This window comes from Micromonospora sp. NPDC049171 (assembly GCF_040648275.1).
Lineage (GTDB): Bacteria > Actinomycetota > Actinomycetes > Mycobacteriales > Micromonosporaceae > Micromonospora.
Window position 1 is genome coordinate 1 of sequence record NZ_JBEZDJ010000053.1, and the last position, 23,377, is coordinate 23,377.

A 23,377-nucleotide genomic window follows, 5' to 3' on the forward strand; every position below is an offset into this window, starting at 1 on the left:
CAGCCCCCCCCCCCCCCCCCCCCCGGGGGGGGGGGGGTGGGGGGGGGGGTGGGGGTGGGGTGGGTGGGGTGGGGGTTAGAGGATGGGGGGTGGGGAGTAGGATGCGGCGTTTGGGTGGGTTTGGACTACCTTGGTGATGCGGCTTGTTACCGCTTCCACCTGGGACTGGGCGGCACCTACGAAGGCGGTGCGGTCGGCTACCAGGGTGTCGATGTCGGCGCGGGACAGGCCGAGTCGGCCGTCCGCCGCCAGGCGGTCGAAGAGGTCGTTCTCCGGTGAGCCCGCCTCGCGCATCGCCAGGGCCACCGCGACCGCGTGCTCCTTGATCGCCTCGTGGGCGACCTCCCGGCCGACGCCACGCCGGACCGCCGCCACCAGGATCTTGGTGGTCGCCAGGAACGGCAGGAACCGCTCCAACTCCCGGTTGATCACCGCCGGGTACGCGCCGAACTCGTCGAGCACGGTGAGGAAGGTCTGGAACAGCCCGTCGGCGGCGAAGAACGCGTCCGGCAGGGCCACCCGGCGGACCACCGAGCAGGACACGTCCCCCTCGTTCCACTGGTCACCGGCCAGCTCGCCGACCATCGACAGGTAACCCCGGATGATCACCGCGAAGCCGTTCACCCGCTCCGACGAGCGGGTGTTCATCTTGTGCGGCATCGCGCTGGAGCCGACCTGACCCGGCTTGAAGCCCTCGGTGGCCAACTCCTGGCCGACCATCAACCGGATCGTGGTGGCCAGCGACGACGGCGCGGCGGCGGTCTGCGCCAGCGCGGCCAACACGTCGAAGTCGAGCGAGCGCGGGTAGACCTGCCCGACGCTGTCCAGCACCCGGGAGAAGCCCAGGTGCTCGGCCACCCGGCGCTCCAGCTCGGCCACCTTGTCGGCGTCGCCGTCGAAGAGGTCGAGCTGGTCGGCGGCGGTGCCGACCGGTCCCTTGATCCCGCGCAGCGGGTAACGGGCGATCAGCTCCTCCAGCCGCTCGTACGCGATGAGCAGCTCCTCCGCCGCCGACGCGAAGCGCTTGCCCAACGTGGTGGCCTGCGCCGCCACGTTGTGCGAACGGCCGGTCATGACCAGCTCGGAGTGCTCGTACGCCAGCCACGCCAACCGGGCGAGGGTGGCCACCACCCGGTCCCGGATCAGCTCCAGCGAAGCACGCACCTGAAGCTGCTCGACGTTCTCGGTGAGGTCACGAGAGGTCATCCCCTTGTGCACGTGCTCGTGCCCGGCCAGCGCGCTGAACTCCTCGATCCGGGCCTTCACGTCATGCCGGGTGACCCGCTCCCGCTCGGCGATCGAGGCGAGGTCGACCTGGTCGAGCACCCGCTCGTACGCCTCGACCACGCCGTCCGGCACGGCCACACCCAGGTCGCGCTGAGCGCGGAGCACGGCGAGCCAGAGCCGCCGCTCCATCCGGACCTTCTCCTCCGGAGACCAGAGGGCGACCAGTTCGGGTGAGGCGTACCGGTTGGCCAGCACGTTGGGGATCGTCGTCACGTACCTCATTGTCCCGCACCCGCTTGTCGACAGCGGGACCGGCCCGGGTTGCCGAGGCCGCCGGGGACGTCGGCTGCCCCTATCCGCCCTCGGGTCGGATCTGCTGGTGGTACCGCAGCTCATGCAGATGGCCGCCCTTGATCAGGACTGACACCTCGACCGGCTGCCCGTGCACCGAACGGACCACCCGAAACTGGCGGATCACCGGCACCTGTGGCGGCAGCGACAGGATCTCGAGCTCCTGGGTGGTCGGCATTCGGACGGACAGTCGGTCGACGAGATCTCGCTGAGGGTGCCCCAGCTCGGCCAGCGCCCGAGGGGCGCCACCAACGAGCTTCTGGCGCGCCGAGATCACGGTGCCTCGGCCGATCGAGACCGGATAGTACGACCACGACACCTCCACCGGCTCACCGTCGTAGGAGAGCAGGCGTTGGCGGAGGATGGCGGGCTCATCGTCGGCGACACCGAGTGCCAGCGCCACATCGGCGGGCGGTTGCACCTCGGCGACGTCGAGCAACTGGTAGGTGTACCCACCGCGGGAGGGCGGGACGTAGGCATCGACCTCCATGACCAACGGCTGGCGATCCCGTACGTAGACCCCCTTGCCCACCCGACTGTGGAGATATCCCTCTTCCTTCAGCGCGGCGAGGGCCCGTTGCACTGTCGCGTTCGCAACGGAGTACTGGTTGATCAACTGCGCTGTCGATGGCAACTGCGATCCGGACGGCAGCTCGCCAGCCATGATGCGCGCCCGAATGTCGGCAGCGATCTGCTCGTGCCGGGGCCGATCGTCGCTCCTGCGAGCCAAGACGGACTCCCCTACGCGATCGACGATTCGTACCGGAGGCGACGACCTTCGGCAGTCATGCTCATCACGCTCAGCTCGACCGGCAACCCGTCATCGGTGCTGAGCACGCGAGTCAGCCCGAGCACCCAGTCGTCTTCGCGCAGGTGAAGTAGCGACTGCTCCGCATCGGTTGCCCGACGCGTGTAGACATCTTCACTCACCCGGCGCGGCCGATACCCCAACTCCGCCAGCAGAGTAACCGCCCCACCGCGAATCTTGCGCAGCTCGGCAAGGCCGGTGCCGCGAGCGATGGTCGCCGGATAGAGAGAGGTGGTCAACTCCACCGGCCGCTCATCCAGCAACATCAGTCGGCGGCGCTGGATCACCGGCGCACCGGCGTCCAGTTGCAGCGCCTCGGCCAATTCCGCTGCCGGAACGATCTCGGTGACGTCGAGCAGACGCTGCGTGCCCACTCCGCCGTGTTGTGCCGCCTCCGCTCCCCAGGCCTCGGCCTCACCGGGCAGTCTCGGCGTCACGTAGGGAGTGGAGACGCTGATCCATTCGAGATCCCTCAAGATCCGCTCCTTCGCCTCGCCCAGGCCCAGCACCTCGCACTCACAGTAGATCCCCATGGGCCGGTGCTCGCACCTTGATGCCTTACACGTATGGCAGTAAGGTTATCTCAATGGCCCTCACTTCCCCATCCGGTCTCGTGGAGCTGCCGTGTGCCCGTACATCGCTGACAGGAGCGCGAGATGAGCGCCTATCGCCGCTTCGCTCACGGCTGGATCACGCCATGATCCGCCATGGGCCACCCGCTGTCCGGATAGGTGATGTTGTCGCGGTTGACGAGCAGCACTACTGCTACGGGCTGGGCCGGCTGGTTCTGCGGGTGATCGAGGTGGGTCGGCGCGAACGGCACAGCGACGGCGTCTGGATTCACCTACGCGGCATCGAGTTGGGTGGGCCGACCGGCCGGCGTCAGCGTCGGGTGTTGGTGCGCCTGGCTGCCCTACGAGTTCGACCCGCCGTGCGCCCGGCGAATCGTACGGTTCCTGCCCCGCATGTGCCCGTCCGACCGGCCTGGACCTGCGCCGGCTGCGGACAGGAGTGGCCGTGCCCGAACCGTCGGCGCCGGCTGCTCATCGAGTACGCACACGACCGGCTGTCGCTGGCGTTGTACCTGGGCCTACATCTGGCGGACGCAGCCGTCGACCTCTCGCATCCTCCTGCCGACGTATTGCATGCCCGGTTCCTCGGTTGGACCCGATTCCGGCCACCGTGATCGAGCCCGTCGGGTGCGGTTCCCCGGCAGGCAGCGCGGACGGCCGACCCTCAGCGTTCGAGGATCGCCGTCACTCCCTGGCCGCCGGCCGCGCAGATGGAGATCAGCCCGCGTCCGCTGCCCTTCTCCGCGAGCAGCTTGGCCAGGGTCGCCACGATCCGCCCGCCGGTGGCGGCGAAGGGGTGCCCGGCGGCCAGCGACGAGCCGTTGACGTTGAGCCGGTCGGTGTCGATCGCGCCCAGCGGCGCGTCCAGGCCGAGGCGGTCCTTGCAGAACTCCGGCGACTCCCAGGCGGCGAGGGTGGCCAGCACCTGCGAGGCGAACGCCTCGTGGATCTCGTAGTAGTCGAAGTCCTGCAGGGTCAACCCGGCTCGGGCGAGCATCCGGGGCACCGCGTAGGCGGGGGCCATCAGCAGCCCCTCGTCGCCGTGCACGAAGTCGACGGCCGCCGTCTCCGACCAGCTGAACCAGGCCAGCACCGGCAGGCTGTGCGCGGCGGCCCACTCCTCGCTGGCCAGCAACACGGTGGACGCCCCGTCGGTGAGCGGCGACGAGTTGCCGGCGGTCATCGTCGCGTGCTCGGCGTCCGGGCCGCGGGTGCCGAAGGCCGGCCGGAGCGCGCCGAGCTTGTCCAGGCTGGTGTCGGGGCGCAGGTTCGCGTCGCGGGTCAGCCCCAGGTAGGGCGTCATCAGGTCGTCGAAGAAACCCCTGTCGTACGCGGCGGCGAGGCGCTGGTGTGAGCGCAGCGCCAGCTCGTCCTGGGGTCGCCTGTCGATCTGCCAGCGCAGGGCGGTGCGGGCGGCGTGGTCGCCCATGGACAGGCCGGTACGTGGTTCGGCGTTGCGCGGGATCTCCGGCTTGAACGGTTGCAGTGGGCGCAGCTTCGCCGCGACCTTGAGCCGTTCGCCGAGGGTGCGGGCGGAGTTGAGTTTGAGCAGCGTGCGGCGCATCTCCTCGTTGACCGCGAGCGGGGCGTCGGAGGTGGTGTCCACACCGCCGGCGATGCCCACGTCGAGCTGGCCGAGGGCGATCTTGTTGGCGACCAGGATGGCCGCCTCCAGGCCGGTGCCGCAGGCCTGCTGGATGTCGTACGCCGGGGTGTGCGGGTCGAGCCGGGAGCCGAGCACCACCTCACGGGCGAGGTTGAAGTCGCGGGAGTGTTTGAGCACCGCCCCGATCACCACCTCGCCGACCCGCTGGCCGGCCAGCCCGTACCGGGCGATCAGACCGTCCAGCGCGGCGCCGAGCAGGTCCGAGTTGGACGCGTCCGCGTAGCGGGAGTTGGACCGGGCGAAGGGGATGCGGTTGCCCCCGATGACCGCGACCCGCCGAATGCTCTGCACGATCCGCCTCCTCGACATGTGTCGCTCGAACCCTACTCGCCAGTAGGCTACGCGCATGACCGACAGGTACGCGAGCTTCGTCCAATCGGCCGCCGGCCGCGCGCTGGTCAAGCGCCTCGGGCTGCCCGACCCGCCCCGACTGCGCCGACACCACCCCGGCGACCCGCTACTGGCCGGGCCGGCCCTGCTCGGCGCGGCCACCGGCGGCCGGCTCGCCGAGCCGCTCGCCAAGATCCTGACCACCGCCGGGGTCGAGCCGCGCGACACCACCACCACCGCAGCACCGGACCGCGTCGGAGCCCTGGTGTACGACGCGACCGGGATCACCGACTCGACCCAACTGCGTCAGCTCTACGACTTCTTCCACCCGCAGGCCCGGGCACTACTGCCCAGCGGTCGGGTGATCGTGTTCGGCACCCCGCCACAGGAGTGCGCGACGCCCCGTGAGGCGACCGCCCAGCGCGCCCTGGAGGGGCTGGTCCGCAGCATCGGCAAGGAGTTCGGCCGGGGCAGCACCGCGCAACTCGTCTCCGTCACCCGCGATGGCGACAACGCCGGCACACTCACCGGCCTGGAGTCGACAGTCCGCTTCCTCCTGTCCGGCCGGTCCGCGTACGTCTCGGGGCAGGTCATCCGGGTCGGTGCCGGCGAGGCGAGCGCCCCGGCCGACTGGGACCGCCCGCTGGACGGGCAGGTCGTGCTGGTCACCGGTGCCGCGCGGGGCATCGGCGCGGCACTGGCGAAGGTGCTCGCCCGCGACGGCGCACGGGTCGTGGCGTTGGACATCCCGGCCGCCGGGGACGCCCTCGCCGCGGTGGCGAACGACATCGGCGGTACGGCCGTGCAGCTCGACCTGACCGCGCCGGACGCGCCGACCCGCCTCGCCGACCACCTGGCCACCCGGCACGGCCGGGTCGACGTGGTGGTGCACAACGCCGGCATCACCCGGGACAAGACGCTCGGCCGGATGGACGCCGACCGGTGGGACCAGGTCATCGACGTCAACCTCTCCAGTCAGGAGCGGATCAACGACGTGCTGCTGGAGCGCGGGCTGATCCCGACTGGCGGGCGGATCGTCGCGGTCTCCTCGATCGCCGGGATCGCCGGCAACCGGGGGCAGACCAACTACGCGACAAGCAAGGCCGGTGTGATCGGGTTGGTCGACTCGCTCGCCCCAGCCCTGCGCGAGCGGGGGATCAGCGTCAACGCGGTGGCCCCCGGCTTCATCGAGACCCGGCTGACCGCCCGCATCCCGCTTGTGGTCCGCGAGGCGGGCCGACGGATGAACAGCCTGGCCCAGGGTGGGTTGCCGGTGGACGTGGCCGAGACGATCGGCTGGCTGGCCTGGCCGGCCAGCGGCGCGGTCAACGGCAACGTGGTCCGGGTCTGCGGCCAGAGCCTGCTGGGGGCGTGATGGGCGGTCGGAAGGAGCCGGACGACGACCTGTCCCTGCACGAGCTGATCGACGGTCCGACGGAGACACTGTCGGCGGAGACGCGAGCCAGAGCACTTCGGCCGGAGCCCGGTGGTCGTACCCGGGTCGAACTGCCTCGACTGCCGGCGACCGGGGCGGTCCACCGGCGGGCGGTGCTCGGCGCGCTGCCGGGCCTCGGCGCTCGGCGGCGCGGGTCCGGCCTGCCGGCGGGCGAGTTGGCCGTACGCGGGGTGCGGGTCGACCGGGCGCACCTGGCCGCGTACGACCGGGTCTGCGGTTTCCGGCTCACCGACCGGCTGCCCGCGACGTTCCCGCACGTCCTGGGCTTCCCGCTGGCCCTGCGGCTGATGACCGAGCCGGAGTTTCCCATCCCGCTGAGCGGTCTGGTCCACGTCGGCAACCGGATCACCCTGCGCCGCCCGATCAGCGCCGACGAGACTCTCGACTTCACGACGTACGCGGAGAACCTGCGCCCGCACGACCGGGGGCGGCAGGTGGACGTGGTGCTGCTGGGCTCGGTCGACGGCGAGACGGTCTGGGAGGGTGTCTCGACCTACCTGGGTCGGGAGCGCAGGGCCGGCGGGGGCGAGCGGAGCACCCGCCCCGACGCACCGGCCGCCACGGCTCGTTGGCGGGTCGGTTCCCGGGTCGGCTCGACGTACGCGCGGGTCTCCGGTGACCACAACCCGATCCACACCTCGCTGCTCGGTGCGCGGTTGTTCGGCTTCCGCCGGCCGATCGCGCACGGCATGTGGAGCAAGGCGCGCTGCCTCGCCGCCCTGGAGAACCGGCTGCCGGACGCCTACACCGTCGAGGTCGCCTTCAAGGCCCCCGTGTCGCTGCCGAGCACTGTGGACTTCGCCCTGCTGCCGGACGGCGGGTTCGCCCTGCACGACCCGCGCGGCCGACCGCACCTGGCGGGTCTCGTGCGCTGACGATGTCCGGGCTTGGCAGGGACACCGTCGTGCGCTAGGTTGTTCTCAGAGCGAGATGTTCTCAACCTGAGAGAGACGCGATGAACGAGCAGGAGTTCCTGGCCGCGTACGACCCACGGGCCTACCCGTCGGTCGCCGTGACCGTCGACGTGGTGGCGCTGACCATCCGCGACGGCGCACTGCACCTGCTGCTGATCCAGCGTGGTCAGCAGCCCTTCGCCGGGCACTGGGCGCTGCCCGGCGGCTTCGTCCAACCCGACGAGGACCTGGCCGCCGGCGCCCGACGGGAGCTGGCCGAGGAGACCGGGCTCGGCGGCGAGCGGCTGCGTCGCGTACACCTGGAGCAGTTGGGCAGCTATGGCACCCCCGACCGCGACCCGCGGATGCGTGTCGTCTCGATCGCGCACCTCGCGTTCGCCCCCGACCTGCCGGATCCGGCCGCCGGCACCGACGCCGACGCGGCGATCTGGCTGCCGGTCACCGCGTTGACCAGCCGACAGCTCGCCTTCGACCACGGTGGGATCATCGACGACGGGCTGGAGCGGGCCCGGTCCAAGCTGGAATACACCCCGCTCGCCACGCGCTTCCTCGACGCCGAGTTCACGATCAGCGAGCTGCGCACCGTCTACGAGACGGTCTGGGGTCACCCGCTGCACGCCGGCAACTTCCACCGCAAGGTGCTCTCCGTGCCCGGCTTCGTGGAGAGCACCGGCGCCAGCACCGAGCGCGGCGGCTCCCGCGGCGGCCCCCGCGCCCGCCTCTACCGGGCCGGCGACGCCCGCCTGCTGCACCCGGCGCTGCTGCGCCCCGCCCGCGAGGAGACGGTGCGATGAGGACGGCGGCGGCCATCGGCCTGGTCGCGGCGGCCCACACCGACGCCGACCTGTTCGGCACGGACCAGCCGGCCCGCCGCTACCGCGAGCTGGTCGCGGCCCTGCACCCCGACCGCCTGCCGGCCGACCCGGCGGTACGCGCCGAGGCCCTCGACGCGTTCATCCACGTCACCACCAGGTGGCAGGCCCGACAGGTCACAGTCCTCGGCGACTACCGGCTCGGCACGCCGGCCCACTCCGGTGACCTGGCCGACCTCTACGACGTCGGCGACGACCGGCTGCTCAAGCTCCCCCGACGCCCCACCGACAACGATCTGCTGGCCCGCGAGGCACACGCCCTGCGCACCATCGCCGAGCGCGGCGACCCGCGTTACCTGCCGTACGTGCCCCGGCTCGTCGACGAGTTCCCGCACCGGGACACCGCGTCCGGCGCCGAACGACGGATCAACGTCATCGCCACCGCGCCCGGCCTGCACGACCTCGACGAGGTGCGGCACGCGTACCCCGACGGGTTGGACGCCCGGGACGTGGCCTGGATGTGGCGGCGGCTGCTGGTGGTGCTCGGCCTGGCCCACCGGGCGGGCCTGGTGCACGGCGCGGTCCTGCCCCGACACGTGCTGATCGAGCCGGACGCCCACGGCGTGGTGCTCGTCGACTGGTGCTTCTCCGCCCCCGTCGGCGGCACGATCCCGGCGCTGGTGCCCGGCCATTCGGACTGGTACCCGGAGGAGGTCACCCGCAAGCGACCCGCCGGACCGGGCACCGACATCGCGATGGCCAGCCGCTGCATGAGCTGGCTGATGGGGCCGCGTGCCCCCCGCGAGCTGCACGCCTTCGCACGGGGTTGCCGGCAGCGGTCCCTGCACGCCCGACCCGCCGACGCCTGGCGTCTGCTGCGCGAACTCGACCAGGTGCTGGACCGCCGCTACGGGCCGCGCACCTTCCGTCCCTTCACCCTCACCCCCTAAGGAGCTGTCATGGGCAGTGGAATCTGGTCCACCGACGTGTACGACGCCGCCGACCGCTACCGGCGCACCACCGGCCGCAGCGCGTTCTCCTACAGCGACAGCGGAGCGCGCACCGTGCACACCGCGCTCGACCCGCGCGGCGCGGTGCGCGAGAGCCGCGACTCCGACGAGCACCCGCAGTCCACCCCCGTCGCGGTGCTCTTCGACGTGACCGGCTCGATGCGCAACGTGCCGCGCGTCCTGCAGACCAAGCTGCCGCAGCTGCTCGGGCTGCTGCAACGACAGGGGTACGCCAGCGACCCGCAGATCATGTTCGGCGCGATCGGCGACGCCACCTGCGACCGGGTGCCGTTGCAGGTCGGGCAGTTCGAGTCGGACAACCGGATGGACGACGACCTCGGCCGGATCGTGCTGGAGGGCGGTGGCGGCGGGCAGATGAGCGAGTCGTACGAGCTGGCCATGTACTTCATGGCCCGGCACACCGCCACCGACAACTGGGAGAAGCGCGGCCGGCGCGGCTACCTGTTCATCATCGGCGACGAGCTGGCGTACCCGCAGGTGAAGGCCCGGGAGGTGGCCAAGCTGATCGGCGACGACCTGGGCGAGGACGTGCCGCTGCGGCAGATCGTGGACGAGGTGACCCGCCGCTGGGACACCTACTACCTGCTCCCCGCCGGCAGCCACTACGCCGGCAACGCCAAGGTGCTCGACTTCTGGCGGGACCTGTTCGGCCAGAACGCCGTGGTGCTCGACGACCTCGACGCGGTCTGCGAGACCATCGCGCTCACCATCGGCCTCGGCGAGCAGGCTATCGACCTGGACGAGGGCCTGCGCCACCTGGACCACGCCGGCTCGGCCGCCACCGGCACCGTGTCGAAGGCCCTGGCCCGCCTCGGCCGGGGGCGGCGGGCCGAGGTGTCGACGCTGCCCGCCTTCACCGACACCACCGGCGGGGTGACGCGGCTGTGAGGCACGTGGCGGTGGTCGACCTCGGCTACGGCGACGCCGGCAAGGGCACGGTGGTGGACTGGCTCTGCGCCACCCGCCCGGTGCACACGGTGGTCCGCTTCAACGGGGGCGCGCAGGCGGCGCACAACGTCGTGCTGCGCGACGGGCGGCACCACACCTTCGCGCAGTTCGGGGCCGGCACCTTCCACCCCGGGGTTCGTACCCACCTGTCGCGGCACGTGGTGGTGGACCCGCTGGCGCTGGCCGCCGAGGCCGACCACCTCGCCACGGTGGGGGTGCCCGACGCGCTCGACCGGCTGACGGTCGACGGGGCGGCACTGCTCGCCACGCCGTACCACCGGGCCGCCAACCAGGCCCGGGAGATCGCCCGGGGAGCCGACCGGCACGGCTCCTGCGGGCTGGGGGTGGGCGAGGCCGTCGCGTACGGTCTCGCCCACCCGGACGACGCGCCCCGGGTCGCCGACTGCCGCCGCCCAGCGCTGCTGCGTCGCCGGCTGACCGCCCTGCGGGACCGGCTGACCGCCGAGCTGGGCCCGTTGGACGCGCCACCGGTCGAGGACTGCCTGCCCGCGTTCACCGGGTTCGCCGGGCGGGTCGCGATCGTCGACGAGACCTGGCTCGCCGGGGCGCTACGCGCCGGCACCTGTGTCTTCGAGGGCGCACAGGGGGTGCTGCTCGACGAGTGGCACGGCTTCCACCCGTACACGACGTGGAGCACCACCACGTTCACCAACGTCGACGGCCTGCTCGCCGAGGCGGGCCAGCCTGGCGACGTGACCCGGATCGGGGTGCTCCGCGTGGTCACCACCCGGCACGGGCACGGCCCGTTGGTCACCGAGGACCCCAGCCTGCCGTTCACCGACGCGCACAACGCCACGAACCCGTGGCAGGGCCGGTTCCGGTTCGGCCACTTCGACGCGGTCGCCCACCGGTACGCGCTCGCGGCGGCCGGTGGGGTGGACGGCCTGGCGCTGACCCATCTCGACCTCGCCGGCCCCGAGCTGCGGATCTGCCGCCGCTACGACACCACCGACCGGCTCGTCCCCGGCCCGCCCGGCGACCTGGGCCGGCAGGCCGCGCTCACCGCCCGCCTGCTGCGCTCCCGCCCGATCTACGACGACCCGCCGCCCAACTGGGCCGAGGCGGTGCGCACGGAACTGGCCACTCCGGTGGTGCTGACCTCACAAGGCCCCACCGCCGACGACAAGACCCCCCACGGTCCGCTACTAGCCCCACCAGCCCTAGTCCACGCGACCTAACCACCCCGCCCTCCCGCCGGGTGGAGGTCATACCGCCGCTTCGGCACCGGGACGGGTCGTACCCGGCGAGCATGGGGGCATGGACTCCGCGCTCGACCTGCTCCGGCAGCTCGTCACCTCACCATGGGTGTACCTGCTGATCTTCGGGCTCACGGCGGTCGACGCGTTCTTCCCGGCCGTACCCGGCGAGGCGGCCGTCATCACCGCCGCGGTCCTCTCCACCGGCGGCAATCCCAACCTGGCGGCGGTGATCGCCGCCGCCGCGGTGGGCGCCTGCGCCGGCGACCACATCTCGTACGCCATCGGGCGCGGTGGCGGCGCGAACCGGCTCGCCGGGTTTCCCGACGGCAGCCGCCGGCGGGCCAGCTCCGAGTGGGCCCGACGCGCCCTGAACAGGCGCGGCGGGCTGATCCTGACCACCTCCCGGTACCTGCCGGGCGGCCGGACCGCGGTCACCCTCACCATGGGCGCGGTGCGCTATCCCCGGCGGTCCTTCCTGCTGTACGACAGCATCGCGACGATCACCTGGGCCCTGTACTGCGGCCTGCTCGGCTACTTCGGTGGGCTGGCCTTCGAGCGCCACCCCATCAAGGGCGTCCTCGCCGGACTCGGCCTCTCGGTGCTCGTCACGCTGGGCATCGAGGGCATCCGTTGGATACGCGGCCGGGCGCACCGCCGCGCCTCCTCCCGGCACTGACCGGCCTCGGGCCAGCTCAGAGCAGGTCGGCGTCGTACACCAGGATCGCGAGCTGCACCCGGTTACCGACGTGGAGTTTCGCCAGCGCCCGACTGACGTGCGCCTTCACGGTGGCCTCGCTCATCGCCAACCGCCTGGCGATCTCCGCGTTGCCGTGCCCGCGCGCCACCTCCCGCACGATCTCCAACTCCCGCGTGGTGAGCGCCGCGAGCCGCTCGCGGGCCGCCTCCCGGCGGGCCGGACCACGCTCGGCGAACGAGCTGATCAGGCGCCGGGTGACAGTCGGGGCGAGCATCGCGTTACCGGCGGCCACCGTGCGGACGGCGACGGCCAACTCCCGGGGCGGGGTGTCCTTGAGCAGGAAGCCGACCGCCCCGGCCCGCAGCGCCCGGTGCACGTACTCGTCGAGGTCGAAGGTGGTCAGCATGATCACCTTGGGTCCGGCGGCGACCACGTCGGGCGCGACGGTCAGCCCGTCGACGCCCGGCATCCGCACGTCGAGCAGCACCACGTCCGGGCGCAACCGTTGGGCCTGCTCCAACGCGCCAGCGCCGTCCGCCGCCTCGCCCACCACCGTGATGTCGTCGGCCGCCTCCAGGATCAGCCGCAGCCCCGCGCGGACCAGTTGCTCGTCGTCGACCACCACCACCCGGATCACGCCGCACCCGCCGTCGGGATCAGGGCACGGACCAGGAAGCCGCCGTCGACGGGCGTCGCCTCCAGCCGGCCGCCGAGCAACTCCACCCGCTCCCGTAGCCCGAGCAGCCCCTGCCCGGCGCCGGGCAGGGGCTGGCCGCCCCCGGACGGGCCGTTACGGACCAGCACCTCCAGCCCGTCCGGCAGGTAGCGCAGGCACACGGTCGTCTCGGCGTCGGCGGCGTGCTTGCGCACGTTCGTCAGCGCCTCCCGGACCACCCGGTACGCCGTACGCCCCACCGTCGCCGGCAGCGCCGACACCACTCCCTCGTCCCGCCGGTGCACCCGCAGCCCGGCGGCACGGGACTCCCCGATCAGCTCGTCCAGCGCGTCGAGCCCTCGCTCCGGCACCACGGCCGGACCGGCCTGCCGCAGCACACCCAGCACCTCACGCAGGTCGGTGAGCGCCTCCCGACCGGTCGTCCGGATCAGCGCGGCGGCCTCGACGGTCGCCGGGTCGACCGCGGTCACCTCCAGCGCCCCGGCATGCACCACCATCAGCGAGACCCGGTGCGCCACCACGTCGTGCATCTCGCGGGCGATCCGGGTCCGCTCCTCGGCGCGGACCCGGTCGGCGCGGGCCTCCTGTTCGCGTTCCAGCCGCTCGGCCCGGTCCCGCAGGGCGACGAGCGTGTCCCGGCGCGCCCGCACCCAGAGGCCGACCACCAACGGCAGCCCAACCAGACCGGTGGCGAGGAAGAGGACGTTGCCGCTGGTGGCGGTGGTGATCCGGCGTACGCCACCCACCGCCAGCCCGACGACCACTCCGCCGGCCAACACCACTGCCGCACCGACGAGGTAGCCGGCGAGCCGCCGGCCCCGCAGCCGCAGACCCGCCTGGTACGAGGCGACCACCCCGGCCGCCGCGGCGGCGAGCACCCACCAGCCGACCGCCGCGGCCAGGAACAACGGCCAGCGGCGAGTCCGGATCATGCTGGCGGCCCAACCCGAGGCCACCGCGAGCACCAGCACGACCACGCCCGGCAGCGGCGAGCGGACCCCGAGGTCACCTGCCGCACTGGCCCCGACCGCCACGGCGACCAGGACGGCGAGCAGCAGCGGGGCGTACCGCTGGACGACCCGCCGGACGGCGACGGCGCTGGGGGCCACGCTGCGAGCGTAGGGCGTCGTCGGCGGCTCCGGTCGTCCCGCGCCGTCGGACCCGGGTGCGGTGGGGGATGACCCCTACCCGTCGTCCGGGCCGGATGCGACCTAAGTAGTGGCACCCGGCTGACCACTGGCCGATGGCGGGACCCGGCACGCGTACCAGCATCGGGGCATGGACCTGCTCGACCTGCTGCACGACACGATGTCCTCGCCCTGGGTGTATCTGGCGATCTTCGCGATCGCGGTGCTCGACGGCTTCTTCCCGGTGGTGCCGAGCGAGACGGCGGTGATCACCGCTGGGGTGTTCGCGGCCTCCGGCGCGCCGTACCTCCCCGCGGTGATCCTGGTGGCCGCCTCCGGGGCGCTGGTCGGCGACCACATCTCGTACGCCATCGGGCGGGGTGGTGGCGCACGCCTGCTCGACCGGCTCCCACCCGAGGGTCGGCGCAGGCGCGCCATCGAGTGGGCGCGTCGGGGCATCGCCACCCGGGGAGGTCTCATCCTCACGGTGGCCCGCTACGTGCCGGGCGGCCGGACGGCGGTCACCCTCACCATGGGCGCGGTGCACTACCCCCGGCGACGGTTCCTGGCCTTCGACGCGCTCGCCGCCGGCTCGTGGGGGCTCTACTCCGGGCTGGTGGGCTACCTCGGCGGGCTGGCCTTCGAGCAGGACCCGTTGCGCGGCCTCCTGCTCGGTCTGGGCCTCGCGCTGACGGTGACGACGGTCGTCGAGGTGGTTCGCTGGTTCGGCAGGCGTCGCCGATCCGCGCAGTCGGCGTCGACGACCGAGCCGGTGAGCCGGGTGCCGGTGCGCTGATCTCGGGAGCGGCCGGGCCGGTGCGCTGATCTCGGGGCGGTCAGTCGGTGGCCGGGAGCCAGACGACGCCGTGCAGGAGTTGGCCGGCGCCCTGCCAGGCCACGTTCATCATCCGGGTGGCGGTCTTCTCCGGGTCGGCCTCCGGGTGGTCGGCGAGCCAGTCGGCCAACGACTCGGTCGCGCCGACCAGGGCGTACGCCACGACCTCCAGGTCGACGGCGGTGATCTCCCGGCCCTCGGCGCGCAGGGCGTGGTCGAGCATCCCGGCGACTACCTCGACCATCCGGGCCCGCATGGTGGCCAACTCGCCAGCGAACGGCTGCTCACCGCGAGCCTGCCGGTAGAGCACCGCCCAGCCGTCGCGGTGCGCGCCCACGAAGCCGAAGAACGCCTTCAACCCTCGCCAGAGCCGGACGTCCGCCGGCAGGTCGGGAGCGGCGGCACCGGCGATGGCCTGCATCATCCGGGTGCCCTCCCGATGCAGGCAGGCGACGAAGAGTTCCTCCTTGGTGCCGAGGTACGCGTACACCATGGGCTTGGAAATGCCCGCATCCTCCGCGATCTCGTCCATGCTGGCGGCATGGAAGCCGCGGCGGGAGAAGACCTTGACGGCCGCGTCAAGCATCTGCTGCTCACGAACGGCACGTGGCAGGCGCTTGAAGGCAGGCGGGGTGGACACCTTGCGAGCATACCTACTCGTGCGTAGGGTTACGCACGAGTAGCCAAATCTTCCGGAAGGCGCACCTGATGACTGACTTCGACCCGGCCACCTTCGCCAACGTGGGCCCCAAGGAGTTCGCCCAGCTGGTCAAGTCCACCCCGGACGACAAGATCGCCCAGGTGATGTCCGGTGACCTGCGCGACAAGGTCCTGGGCGAGGTGTTCGGCCGGATGCCGGCGCTGTTCCGGGCGGACCGGGCCGGCTCCACCAACGCGGTCATCCACTGGGTCATCACCGGTCGCCCCGACGGCGGCAGCGACACCTACGAGGTGGTCATCGCCGACGGCGCGTGCGTGGTGAACGAGACCCCGCAGCACGACCCGAAGCTGAGCCTGACCATGGGCCCGGTCGAGTTCCTGAAGATCGTCTCCGGTGGCGCCAACCCGGTGATGATGTTCATGACCGGCAAGCTGAAGGCGAAGGGCGACCTCGGCCTCGCCGCCAACATCGCCAACCTGTTCGACATCCCCAAGGCCTGACATGGGCGAGTTCTCGCTCGACCTGAACGAGGAACAGCGGGATCTGCGCGACTGGGTGCACGGCTTCGCCGCCGAGGTCGTGCGCCCGGCCGCCGCCGAGTGGGACGAGCGCGAGGAAACCCCGTGGCCGGTGATCCAGGAGGCCGCCAAGGTTGGCCTCTACGGCTTCGAGTTCCTCGCCACCTGCTGGGCCGACCCCACCGGGCTCTCCCTACCGATCGCCAGCGAGGAACTCTTCTGGGGTGACGCCGGCATCGGCCTCTCCATCTTCGGCACCTCGCTCGCCGTCGCCGCCATCTACGGTGCCGGCACCCCGGACCAGCTTGTCGAATGGGTGGCGCAGTGCTTCGGCGACGTCGACTCGCCCGCCGTCGCCGCGTTCTGCTCCAGCGAGCCGGAAGCCGGCTCCGACGTCGGCGCGATGCGCACCCGGGCCGTCTACGACGAGGCCACCGACGAGTGGGTGCTCACCGGCCAGAAGGCGTACGCCACGAACGGCGGGATCGCCGGAGTCCACGTGGTCACCGCCTCGGTCGACGCCACGCTCGGCTCCCGGGGCCAGGCGGCGTTCGTCGTACCCCCGGGCACCCCCGGCCTGGCCGCCACCCGCAAGCTGCGCAAACTCGGCCTGCGCGCGTCGCACACCGCCGACGTCTTCCTCGACGGAGTCCGCGTGCCCGGCCGCTGCCTGCTCGGCGGACGAGACGCCCTGCTGGAACGCCTCGACCGGGCCCGCTCCGGCCAGCGGGCCACCGGGCAGGCCGCGATGCGCACCTTCGAGCTGACCCGACCCACCGTCGGCGCGCAGGCGCTCGGCGTGGCACGGGCCGCCTACGAGTACGCCCTGGACTACGCGAAGGACCGGGTCCAGTTCGGACGGCCGATCATCGAGAACCAGGCTGTCGCGTTCGCGCTCGCCGACATGCGGATGGAGATCGACGCGGCGCGGCTGCTGGTCTGGCGTGCGTCGTGGATGGGCCGCAACAACCGCCCGTTCACCGCCGGCGAGGGGTCGATGTCCAAGCTCAAGGCCGGCGAGGTGGCGGTGTCGGTCACCGAGAAGGCGGTGCAGCTGCTCGGCGGGGCCGGCTTCCTGCGTGACCACCCGGTCGAGCGCTGGTACCGCGACGCCAAGATCTACACCATCTTCGAGGGCACTTCCGAAATCCAACGACTGGTCATCTCCCGGGCGATCTCCGGGATGCAGATCCGCTGACCGGCCCGCCCCTGGTCCGACTGCCGGTCGGGCAGCTCGCCGGGAAGCATTGGGGCGGCAGAGCGAGGGCCGCGAATTCCGGCCCTCGCTCTGCCACTTGGCCGCGACGATTAGGCGCGCCCGACATCCGGGCCCGACGCCGTGGGCCTAAAGGCACCACTCCGGCCCTGGCGTGCACCCCTCGTCGACGAACCGGGCGGACGAGGCGCTGTCATTCTTGACATCACCCCCGAAATTGGCCCACCCGTACGGCTTGACCCGTTGCCACCGCCCACCGTAGTTGTTGTGTTCGAAGACCCCGAGGTACTGGTTGGTGTTGTTGAACACGGAGGACGCCTGGTCATTGAGGTTCACACCGTTGTGGAACTTGTGATCAGAGAAGTTGGCGACGCCGCCGCCACCCTGGACCAGACCCGCCAGCGTGCCCGGGCTACCGTGGCCGTTCTTGTCCTGGAAGAAGCACACCTGCCTCGCCGGGCACGCGTAGTCCGCCGAGGCAGGCGAAGAAATCGCGAAGAGAGAGCCGGTAACGGCTACGACGATTCCTACCCCTGCGGCAAGGGTACGCTTTTTCGACAGGTTCACCGAACCTCCAAATAATGGGAAGCGCTACTTGGGCGATGGAAGCGAATACGACGGAGCTCAACGTCGACCATTTCCCTTGCCATCGCATGTCTTCGTTGACGAACATACGCGGCAGGTCTGTAAGAACAGTTTATTATCACTGGACCGCTCCGACTCGGCGCGACCAAGGCGATGACGAATGCGCTTTTTTCCAACAGCTCTTGCATTGTTTGGTGAGACTCGATTCGTGGTTACGCCGACCACCGGGGCTTCGCAGGGCAGCGGATTCCACCTGCTGTGCCGTCTTCGTCACCCCGCGCGGACGCGAACTGGGCCCTCCGTCGCGCCCAGTGCATGATCAAGGGAAGACGCCCTGCTGGACGGGGGGGCACCCACTGCCCGTCCGCGCACCACCCGAGGAGGTCTGCGGCATGGACCTGCCGTTCATCGTTGCCACGCTGACCCGTCGAGGGCTGCTCACCCCCGGCAGTCCCGTCCGGGTCGCCGCGCAGCTCAACGCGTTACGGACGTGGGGGTGGAGCCTGGCCGGCGAGCTGCGCCAGGCAGCCGCCCGGGACCCCGGCCGGCCGGCGGTCATCGACGAGAACGGCGTCGAGCTGACGTACCACGATCTGCTCGACCGGGCCGAACGGATGGCCCGCTCGATGCGGGCGGGGCTCGGCGTCCAGGCCGGCGACCGGATCGGTGTGCTCTGCCGCAACCACCACGGGCTGATCGAGACGATCGTCGCGGCCACCCTGCTCGGCGTCGACGCCGTGCTTGTCAACACCGGGCTCTCCGCCGCCCAGCTCGGCACCGTGGCCGAGGAGCAGCGGCTGCGGCTGCTGGTGCACGACGACGAGTTCGCCGAGCGGGTCCTCGGCCTCCCCGCCGAGCTGCCACGTCTCGACGAACGGGCCCGCGAGGAGCTGGTGGCCGGGGCGCTCCCGGGTGACCTGCACCCGCCCGAGCGGGACGGCCGGATCATCGTGCTCACCTCCGGCACCACAGGCACGCCCAAGGGTGCCCGCCGACCCACGCCGAACGGCTTCGGCCCGCTGGTGTCCATCATCGACCGCATCCCGCTGCACGCCCGGGACCGGGTGCTGATCGCGGCACCGATCTTCCACACCTGGGGGCTCGCCGCCCTCCAGGTGTGCCTGGCGTTGCGGGCCACCATCGTGCTGCACCGACGCTTCGACCCGGTCGCCACGCTCACCGCCCTGACCGCGCACCGGTGTGACGCCCTGTTCGCCGTACCGGTGATGGTGCAGCGGCTCCTGGAGGTGCCCGCGCCGGACCCGCGTCCCCCGCTCAAGGTCGTCGCGGTCAGCGGTTCCGCCCTGCCCGGCGGGCTCGCCCCGAGGTTCATGGACGTCTACGGCGACGTCATGTTCAACCTGTACGGCTCCACCGAGGTCTCCTGGGCCTCCCTCGCGGCTCCCCAGGATCTGCGCCAGGCACCCACCACGGCCGGCCGGCCACCCCACGGCACCCGGCTGGAACTGCTCGACGACAACGGGCAGCCGGTGCCACCCGGCCAGGTCGGGCGGATCTTCGTCGGCAACGAGATGCTCTTCGAGGGGTACACCTCCGGTGCCAGCCGGGAGACCCACGACGGCCTGCTCGACACCGGTGACCTCGGCCGACTCAACCCCGACGGCCTGCTCTTCGTCGACGGCCGGGCCGACGACATGATCGTCTCCGGTGGCGAGAACGTCTTCCCGTCCGAGGTGGAGGACCTGCTCGCCCAACTGCCCCAGGTCCGCGAGGCGGCCGTGATCGGCGTACCCGACGCCGAGTACGGCCAGCGACTGTCCGCGTTCCTCGCCCTGCACCCGGGCGAAACGCTCGACCCCGAGGCGGTACGCGAGTACGTCCGGCACTACCTGGCCCGATTCTCCGTCCCCCGGGACGTGATCTTCGTGAAATACCTGCCCCGCAACGCCACCGGCAAGGTGCTCAGCCGAGAGCTACGCCGCTACTACGGCTGACCGCCCCGGAACCGTCGGCGGAAGACCGGCGCGTTCCGGGGCGGTGACGGCGCCCGTCAGTCGACCACCAGCGAGGGCCGCCAGTCCTGCTTGGCCCCGGTGAGGTCGAGGTGCTGGAACAGGCCCTTCGTGCCCTGCTCATCGAGCGTGCCGCGATGCGCGTCGATGCGGACCACCATTCCCCGCACGTCAATCACATCCAGCCTCTCCAACCAGCCCGGATCGGCGGCAGCGTAGAAGGCCGCCTGATGACCGTCGATGGTGGTGTTCGGCGGCTCGTGCAACAGCTTCCCGTTCAACTCGGCCCGGATCTTGTCGGTCATCTCGACGTACGGGGAGAAGCTGACGTCCAGCGTCTTCGACCACTGCGTACCGGGGCTCGCGCTGGCGGGTTCGGCGCTGTACATGACGTTGGCGTACCACCGCCAGCCGTCCGGGGTCAGTGGCCCATCGACGCTGGCGTTGATCAGCCGCAGGTTCTGCGGCACCCCCCTGACCTGGGCCGGCATCTTCACCCGCTCGGTCGTACTGAACTTGAGCTTCTGGGCCACGTGCAGGGCGATCTCGCGGGCATCCTGCCCCTGCGCCCAGGGTGAGACATCGACCTCGGCCCAGCCGTCCGGGGCGTACTGCCAGCGGAGGATGAGCCGGTCAGTGCCGTCGACGTCGTACTGGGTGAAGGTCGCCGCCGCGCCCCGCACATCGGGCGCGGGCGCCGTGCTCACGACGGGTGCCCGTTGGTCAATGCCCATGACCTGCGGCGCCTGCGGCGTCACCCCCTTCGGATAGAGATCGACCGAGACTCCCGCCCAGTTCTGCGGATCGCCGACATCCCCGCTCAGAGAGACACCCAGGCCAAGGGGCGACACACCCGCGTCGTAACTCAGTCTGGCCAGGCCCGACGGCAACCAACCGAACCGCATGTACTGAACGGTCGGGTCGATCGTCTCCAATGCGGCCGGGATCCGGGACGTGTCGGCTGACGGCACCTTCCCGGTGTACGGCTCCAGCGGAGCCAGGGCGCCGAACAGGTTCAGTGACGACGGCGGCGCCGACGGCGACGACCCGTCCGTCGGCGCGAACAGGCCCGGCACCGTGACAGCGCCGACAACCACCGCGACCACCGCCAGTGCGGCGCCCGCACTGCGCGCGTACCAGCGCTGCCGCCGCCCGGCGGTCATCGCCCGTTCGATGTTCACCATGGACGGCGACTCGGCCGCCTCGACCTCGGCGCGCATCAACCGCGCCACATCCATCTCATCGATCATTATGAACTCCCGTGGGCTAACACGTTGGTCGGCGCGCCACTCGCCGTGCCGGTCTGCGCGGTGGCCGACACGCCGTTTCGGGCCGGGGCGAGCAGTCCTCGCAGCGTCGCCAGCCCCTTGGCCGTCTGGCTCTTGACGGTGCCCGGCGCGCAACCCAGCGCCTGTGCCGTCTCCTCCACACTCAGGTCCTGAAAGAACCGCAGCACCAGGACGGCCCGCTGCCGCGGCGCGACCTGGCGCAGTGCCGCCACCAGATCGAGCCGCACCGTGGCATCCGGGGCGGTCGGTGCGGGCCGCTCCGGAAGCAGGTCGGTGATCAGCACCCGAGCCCAGCCGCGTCGCCGCTCGTCGATCAACCGCCGCATCAACATCGTCCGGACCAGCGCATTCAGGTTGCCGGCCCGCCGTGCCCTGGACCAGTTGCGGTACAACTCGGTGAGCACCCGCTGCACGATGTCGTCGCCCTGATGCCAGTCACCACACATCAGGTACGCCGTCCGGCGCCACTGCGGCAGACCAACACGAACGCACTCGGTGTACTCGGCGTCGGCCGCGGACCGCTCCACCGATCTCCGGCTCAGCGGCATCCTCGGACCTGTCCTCCCACCGGCCACCAACAGCACGGTGATCGTCCGCAAACCCGCATCTCCCACTCCTCCCGTCGCGGTGCCTCTGACACCGCTAAGTCGTGGCCGGAGTAACGCCGGGTTGCCCCTTGAGGGCGACAAACGCTCAGGGATAGCGGGTCAGGCCCGGCGCCCGCGCCAGTTCGACGAGTTCCCGCGCGGTCAGCAGCGCCTCGGGAGCAGCCACGTCGATGGGACCGCCGTCCCCTCCGTAGAGGGTCCGCCGGACGACGCGTCGGGACTGCCATGCCTGATACCCGCGGCCAGTGCCGGAGCAGCTTGACCAGCGCCATGGGCCACCCCGTCGTCGGCCGTGTGCCAGTCACCGCACAACAGGTACGCCGTACGTCGAAATGGCTCCAGCCGCGTACCGACGTACTCGCGGTGGCCCTCGACATCGACCGGCATCTCCCGCCACCTCCTCATCTCACCGCTCAAACGGCGGCGAGGAGGGCCGGGGTTGCCCGGGTTCAGCCGGGAATCGTGATCCGGTCGTCGATCGCGGCGGCGGCGATGTCGGTGCGGTGCTGCGAGCCGGCCAGCTTCACCCCGTCCACCAGCGCGTACGCGGCGTCCCGCGCGGCGGCCAGGTCGGCGCCGGTGGCCGTACCGCAGAGAACCCGGCCGCCGGCGGAGAGCAACGCGCCGTCGCTGGCCCGGCGGGCGGTGCCCGCGTGGATGATGCCCGGCCGGTCCGCGCCGGTGATCACGTCGCCGGTGCTGGGCGCGACCGGGTAGCCCGGCGAGGCCAGCACCACGGTCACCGCGCTGCCGTCGCGCCAGCGCAGCGGCGGATGCTCGGCAAGCGTGCCGGTTGCCGCCGCGTGCAGCAGCCCGCCCAGCGGGGTCTCCAACAGCGCGAGCACCACCTGCGTCTCCGGGTCACCGAAGCGCGCGTTGAACTCGATCACCCGTGGGCCGGCGGCGGTGATCGCGAGCCCGACGTAGAGCAGGCCGGCGAACGGGGTGCCCCGGCGGCGCATCTCCGCCAGCGTCGGGTGGACCACGTCGCGCATGACGTCGTCGACCAGGCCGGACGGGGTCCAGGCCAGTGGCGCGTACGCCCCCATGCCGCCGGTGTTCGGCCCGGTGTCGCCGTCGCCGAGCCGCTTGAAGTCCTGTGCCGGCAGGAGCGGCAGCGCCGCCTCCCCGTCGGTGACCACGAAGAGACTGACCTCCGGACCGTCGAGGAACTCCTCGACAACGACCCGTCCACACTCGGCGGCGTGCGCCAGCGCCGCGGACCGGTCGTCGGTCACCACCACACCCTTGCCGGCGGCGAGACCGTCGTCCTTCACCACGTACGGGGCACCGAACTCGTCAAGCGCGCGGGCGGTGCTCTCCTCGTCCGTGCAGACGTACGCCCGGGCGGTCGGCACGCCGGCGGCGGTCATCACGTCCTTGGCGAACGCCTTGGAACCCTCCAACTGGGCGGCCGCACCGGAGGGGCCGAACACGGCGATCCCCTTGGCGCGTACGGCGTCGGCGACCCCGGCGACCAGCGGCGCCTCCGGCCCGATCACCACCAGGTCGGCGGATGTCTCCACGGCCAGCGCCGCCACCGCGGCCGGATCAGTCGGAGTCACGGCCCGCAGCTCAGCCACGCTCGCGATCCCCGGGTTACCCGGCGCGGCAATCAGCGCACTGACCGCCGGATCGCGCACCAACCCAAGCGCAAGCGCATGCTCCCGCCCGCCACCACCCACCAAAAGAACCCGCACGACCCCAGATCCTACTGTCCCCCACTCGCACCTAGTTGATCATGGGGTTATTGCTCCGCGCATCGGCTTGGGGTCAAGGGGTGAGTGCAATCGTTAGGTAGCGATGAGGTGGTCCAGGCGTTCGGCTGGGGTTGCCCAGTCGAGCGTCTGGCGGGGG

At 71.7% G+C, this 23,377-nt stretch carries 23 protein-coding genes; 11 read left to right on the plus strand and 12 right to left on the minus strand.

Annotated elements, in window-relative coordinates:
* Positions 1-75: 75 nt before the first annotated feature.
* From purB to AB0B14_RS36260, 5 genes are all read right to left on the minus strand, one after another.
* The gene (gene purB, locus AB0B14_RS36240; RefSeq protein WP_357526647.1) at positions 76-1,500 is read right to left on the minus strand and encodes an adenylosuccinate lyase; all 1,425 of its coding nucleotides are present in this window, start codon (positions 1,498-1,500) and stop codon (positions 76-78) included.
* Between the two features lie 79 nt (positions 1,501-1,579).
* On the minus strand, positions 1,580-2,308 hold the full coding sequence (locus AB0B14_RS36245) for a GntR family transcriptional regulator (RefSeq protein ID WP_357526649.1): 729 nt from the start codon (positions 2,306-2,308) through the stop codon (positions 1,580-1,582).
* 11 nt (positions 2,309-2,319) lie between these two features.
* Positions 2,320-2,895: a UTRA domain-containing protein gene (locus AB0B14_RS36250; protein WP_357526651.1), complete on the minus strand. Its 576-nt coding sequence runs from the start codon at positions 2,893-2,895 to the stop codon at positions 2,320-2,322.
* Between the two features lie 170 nt (positions 2,896-3,065).
* Positions 3,066-3,230, minus strand: coding sequence for a hypothetical protein (locus AB0B14_RS36255; protein ID WP_357526653.1), 165 nt, complete (start codon positions 3,228-3,230; stop codon positions 3,066-3,068).
* 392 nt (positions 3,231-3,622) lie between these two features.
* Positions 3,623-4,915: an acetyl-CoA C-acetyltransferase gene (locus AB0B14_RS36260; RefSeq protein WP_357526655.1), complete on the minus strand. Its 1,293-nt coding sequence runs from the start codon at positions 4,913-4,915 to the stop codon at positions 3,623-3,625.
* Positions 4,916-4,970: 55 nt separating this feature from the next.
* On the opposite strand from AB0B14_RS36260, the gene AB0B14_RS36265 reads away from it, so the two are divergent.
* The 7 genes from AB0B14_RS36265 to AB0B14_RS36295 all read left to right on the plus strand — a co-directional run bounded on the left by AB0B14_RS36265 (position 4,971) and on the right by AB0B14_RS36295 (position 12,011).
* A complete protein-coding gene (locus AB0B14_RS36265; protein WP_357526657.1) occupies positions 4,971-6,329 on the plus strand; it encodes a 3-oxoacyl-ACP reductase in 1,359 nt (452 codons plus the stop codon).
* Positions 6,329-7,285 carry a MaoC/PaaZ C-terminal domain-containing protein gene (locus AB0B14_RS36270; RefSeq protein ID WP_357080744.1) on the plus strand — a complete coding sequence of 319 codons (957 nt, stop codon included), beginning with the start codon at positions 6,329-6,331 and terminating at the stop codon, positions 7,283-7,285. Before AB0B14_RS36265 ends, AB0B14_RS36270 begins: the two co-directional genes overlap by 1 nt.
* An 80-nt stretch (positions 7,286-7,365) precedes the next feature.
* Entirely contained in the window at positions 7,366-8,118 is a 753-nt protein-coding gene (locus AB0B14_RS36275) for an NUDIX domain-containing protein (protein WP_357526658.1), read from the plus strand.
* A complete protein-coding gene (locus AB0B14_RS36280) occupies positions 8,115-9,086 on the plus strand; it encodes a serine/threonine protein kinase (protein ID WP_357080750.1) in 972 nt (323 codons plus the stop codon). Before AB0B14_RS36275 ends, AB0B14_RS36280 begins: the two co-directional genes overlap by 4 nt.
* 9 nt (positions 9,087-9,095) lie before the next feature.
* The gene (locus tag AB0B14_RS36285; protein WP_357526660.1) at positions 9,096-10,055 is read left to right on the plus strand and encodes a hypothetical protein; all 960 of its coding nucleotides are present in this window, start codon (positions 9,096-9,098) and stop codon (positions 10,053-10,055) included.
* Positions 10,052-11,314: an adenylosuccinate synthetase gene (locus AB0B14_RS36290; RefSeq protein WP_357526662.1), complete on the plus strand. Its 1,263-nt coding sequence runs from the start codon at positions 10,052-10,054 to the stop codon at positions 11,312-11,314. Before AB0B14_RS36285 ends, AB0B14_RS36290 begins: the two co-directional genes overlap by 4 nt.
* A gap of 79 nt (positions 11,315-11,393) precedes the next feature.
* Positions 11,394-12,011, plus strand: a complete 618-nt coding sequence (locus AB0B14_RS36295) for a DedA family protein (RefSeq protein ID WP_357080759.1) — start codon at positions 11,394-11,396, stop codon at positions 12,009-12,011.
* 16 nt (positions 12,012-12,027) lie between these two features.
* Here the strand turns inward: AB0B14_RS36295 and AB0B14_RS36300 are convergent, their stop codons facing one another.
* Positions 12,028-12,669, minus strand: a complete 642-nt coding sequence (locus AB0B14_RS36300) for a response regulator transcription factor (RefSeq protein WP_357526664.1) — start codon at positions 12,667-12,669, stop codon at positions 12,028-12,030.
* Positions 12,666-13,817, minus strand: a complete 1,152-nt coding sequence (locus AB0B14_RS36305; protein ID WP_357526665.1) for a histidine kinase — start codon at positions 13,815-13,817, stop codon at positions 12,666-12,668. Before AB0B14_RS36305 ends, AB0B14_RS36300 begins: the two co-directional genes overlap by 4 nt.
* A gap of 169 nt (positions 13,818-13,986) precedes the next feature.
* Here AB0B14_RS36305 and AB0B14_RS36310 point away from each other — a divergent pair, with 169 nt between their 5' ends.
* Positions 13,987-14,631, plus strand: a complete 645-nt coding sequence (locus AB0B14_RS36310; RefSeq protein ID WP_357526667.1) for a DedA family protein — start codon at positions 13,987-13,989, stop codon at positions 14,629-14,631.
* Between the two features lie 40 nt (positions 14,632-14,671).
* On the opposite strand, the gene AB0B14_RS36315 is transcribed toward AB0B14_RS36310, so the two are convergent.
* The gene (locus tag AB0B14_RS36315; protein WP_357080771.1) at positions 14,672-15,310 is read right to left on the minus strand and encodes a TetR/AcrR family transcriptional regulator; all 639 of its coding nucleotides are present in this window, start codon (positions 15,308-15,310) and stop codon (positions 14,672-14,674) included.
* Between the two features lie 68 nt (positions 15,311-15,378).
* On the opposite strand from AB0B14_RS36315, the gene AB0B14_RS36320 reads away from it, so the two are divergent.
* Positions 15,379-15,831, plus strand: coding sequence for an SCP2 sterol-binding domain-containing protein (locus tag AB0B14_RS36320; protein ID WP_357526669.1), 453 nt, complete (start codon positions 15,379-15,381; stop codon positions 15,829-15,831).
* A gap of 1 nt (position 15,832) precedes the next feature.
* Complete coding sequence (locus AB0B14_RS36325) at positions 15,833-17,047, plus strand: acyl-CoA dehydrogenase family protein (RefSeq protein ID WP_357526671.1); 1,215 nt, start codon at positions 15,833-15,835, stop codon at positions 17,045-17,047.
* A gap of 147 nt (positions 17,048-17,194) precedes the next feature.
* On the opposite strand, the gene AB0B14_RS36330 is transcribed toward AB0B14_RS36325, so the two are convergent.
* The gene (locus AB0B14_RS36330) at positions 17,195-17,632 is read right to left on the minus strand and encodes a peptidase inhibitor family I36 protein (protein ID WP_357080780.1); all 438 of its coding nucleotides are present in this window, start codon (positions 17,630-17,632) and stop codon (positions 17,195-17,197) included.
* A 410-nt stretch (positions 17,633-18,042) separates the two neighbouring features.
* Between AB0B14_RS36330 and AB0B14_RS36335 the strand changes: the two genes are divergently transcribed.
* A complete protein-coding gene (locus AB0B14_RS36335) occupies positions 18,043-19,605 on the plus strand; it encodes an AMP-binding protein (protein ID WP_357526673.1) in 1,563 nt (520 codons plus the stop codon).
* Between the two features lie 56 nt (positions 19,606-19,661).
* On the opposite strand, the gene AB0B14_RS36340 is transcribed toward AB0B14_RS36335, so the two are convergent.
* From AB0B14_RS36340 to purD, 3 genes are all read right to left on the minus strand, one after another.
* On the minus strand, positions 19,662-20,873 hold the full coding sequence (locus AB0B14_RS36340; RefSeq protein ID WP_357080786.1) for a hypothetical protein: 1,212 nt from the start codon (positions 20,871-20,873) through the stop codon (positions 19,662-19,664).
* On the minus strand, positions 20,873-21,460 hold the full coding sequence (locus tag AB0B14_RS36345; RefSeq protein WP_357080789.1) for a SigE family RNA polymerase sigma factor: 588 nt from the start codon (positions 21,458-21,460) through the stop codon (positions 20,873-20,875). Before AB0B14_RS36345 ends, AB0B14_RS36340 begins: the two co-directional genes overlap by 1 nt.
* Positions 21,461-21,969: 509 nt before the next feature.
* Entirely contained in the window at positions 21,970-23,220 is a 1,251-nt protein-coding gene (gene purD / locus AB0B14_RS36350) for a phosphoribosylamine--glycine ligase (protein WP_357080792.1), read from the minus strand.
* Between the last annotated feature and the right edge of the window lie 157 nt (positions 23,221-23,377).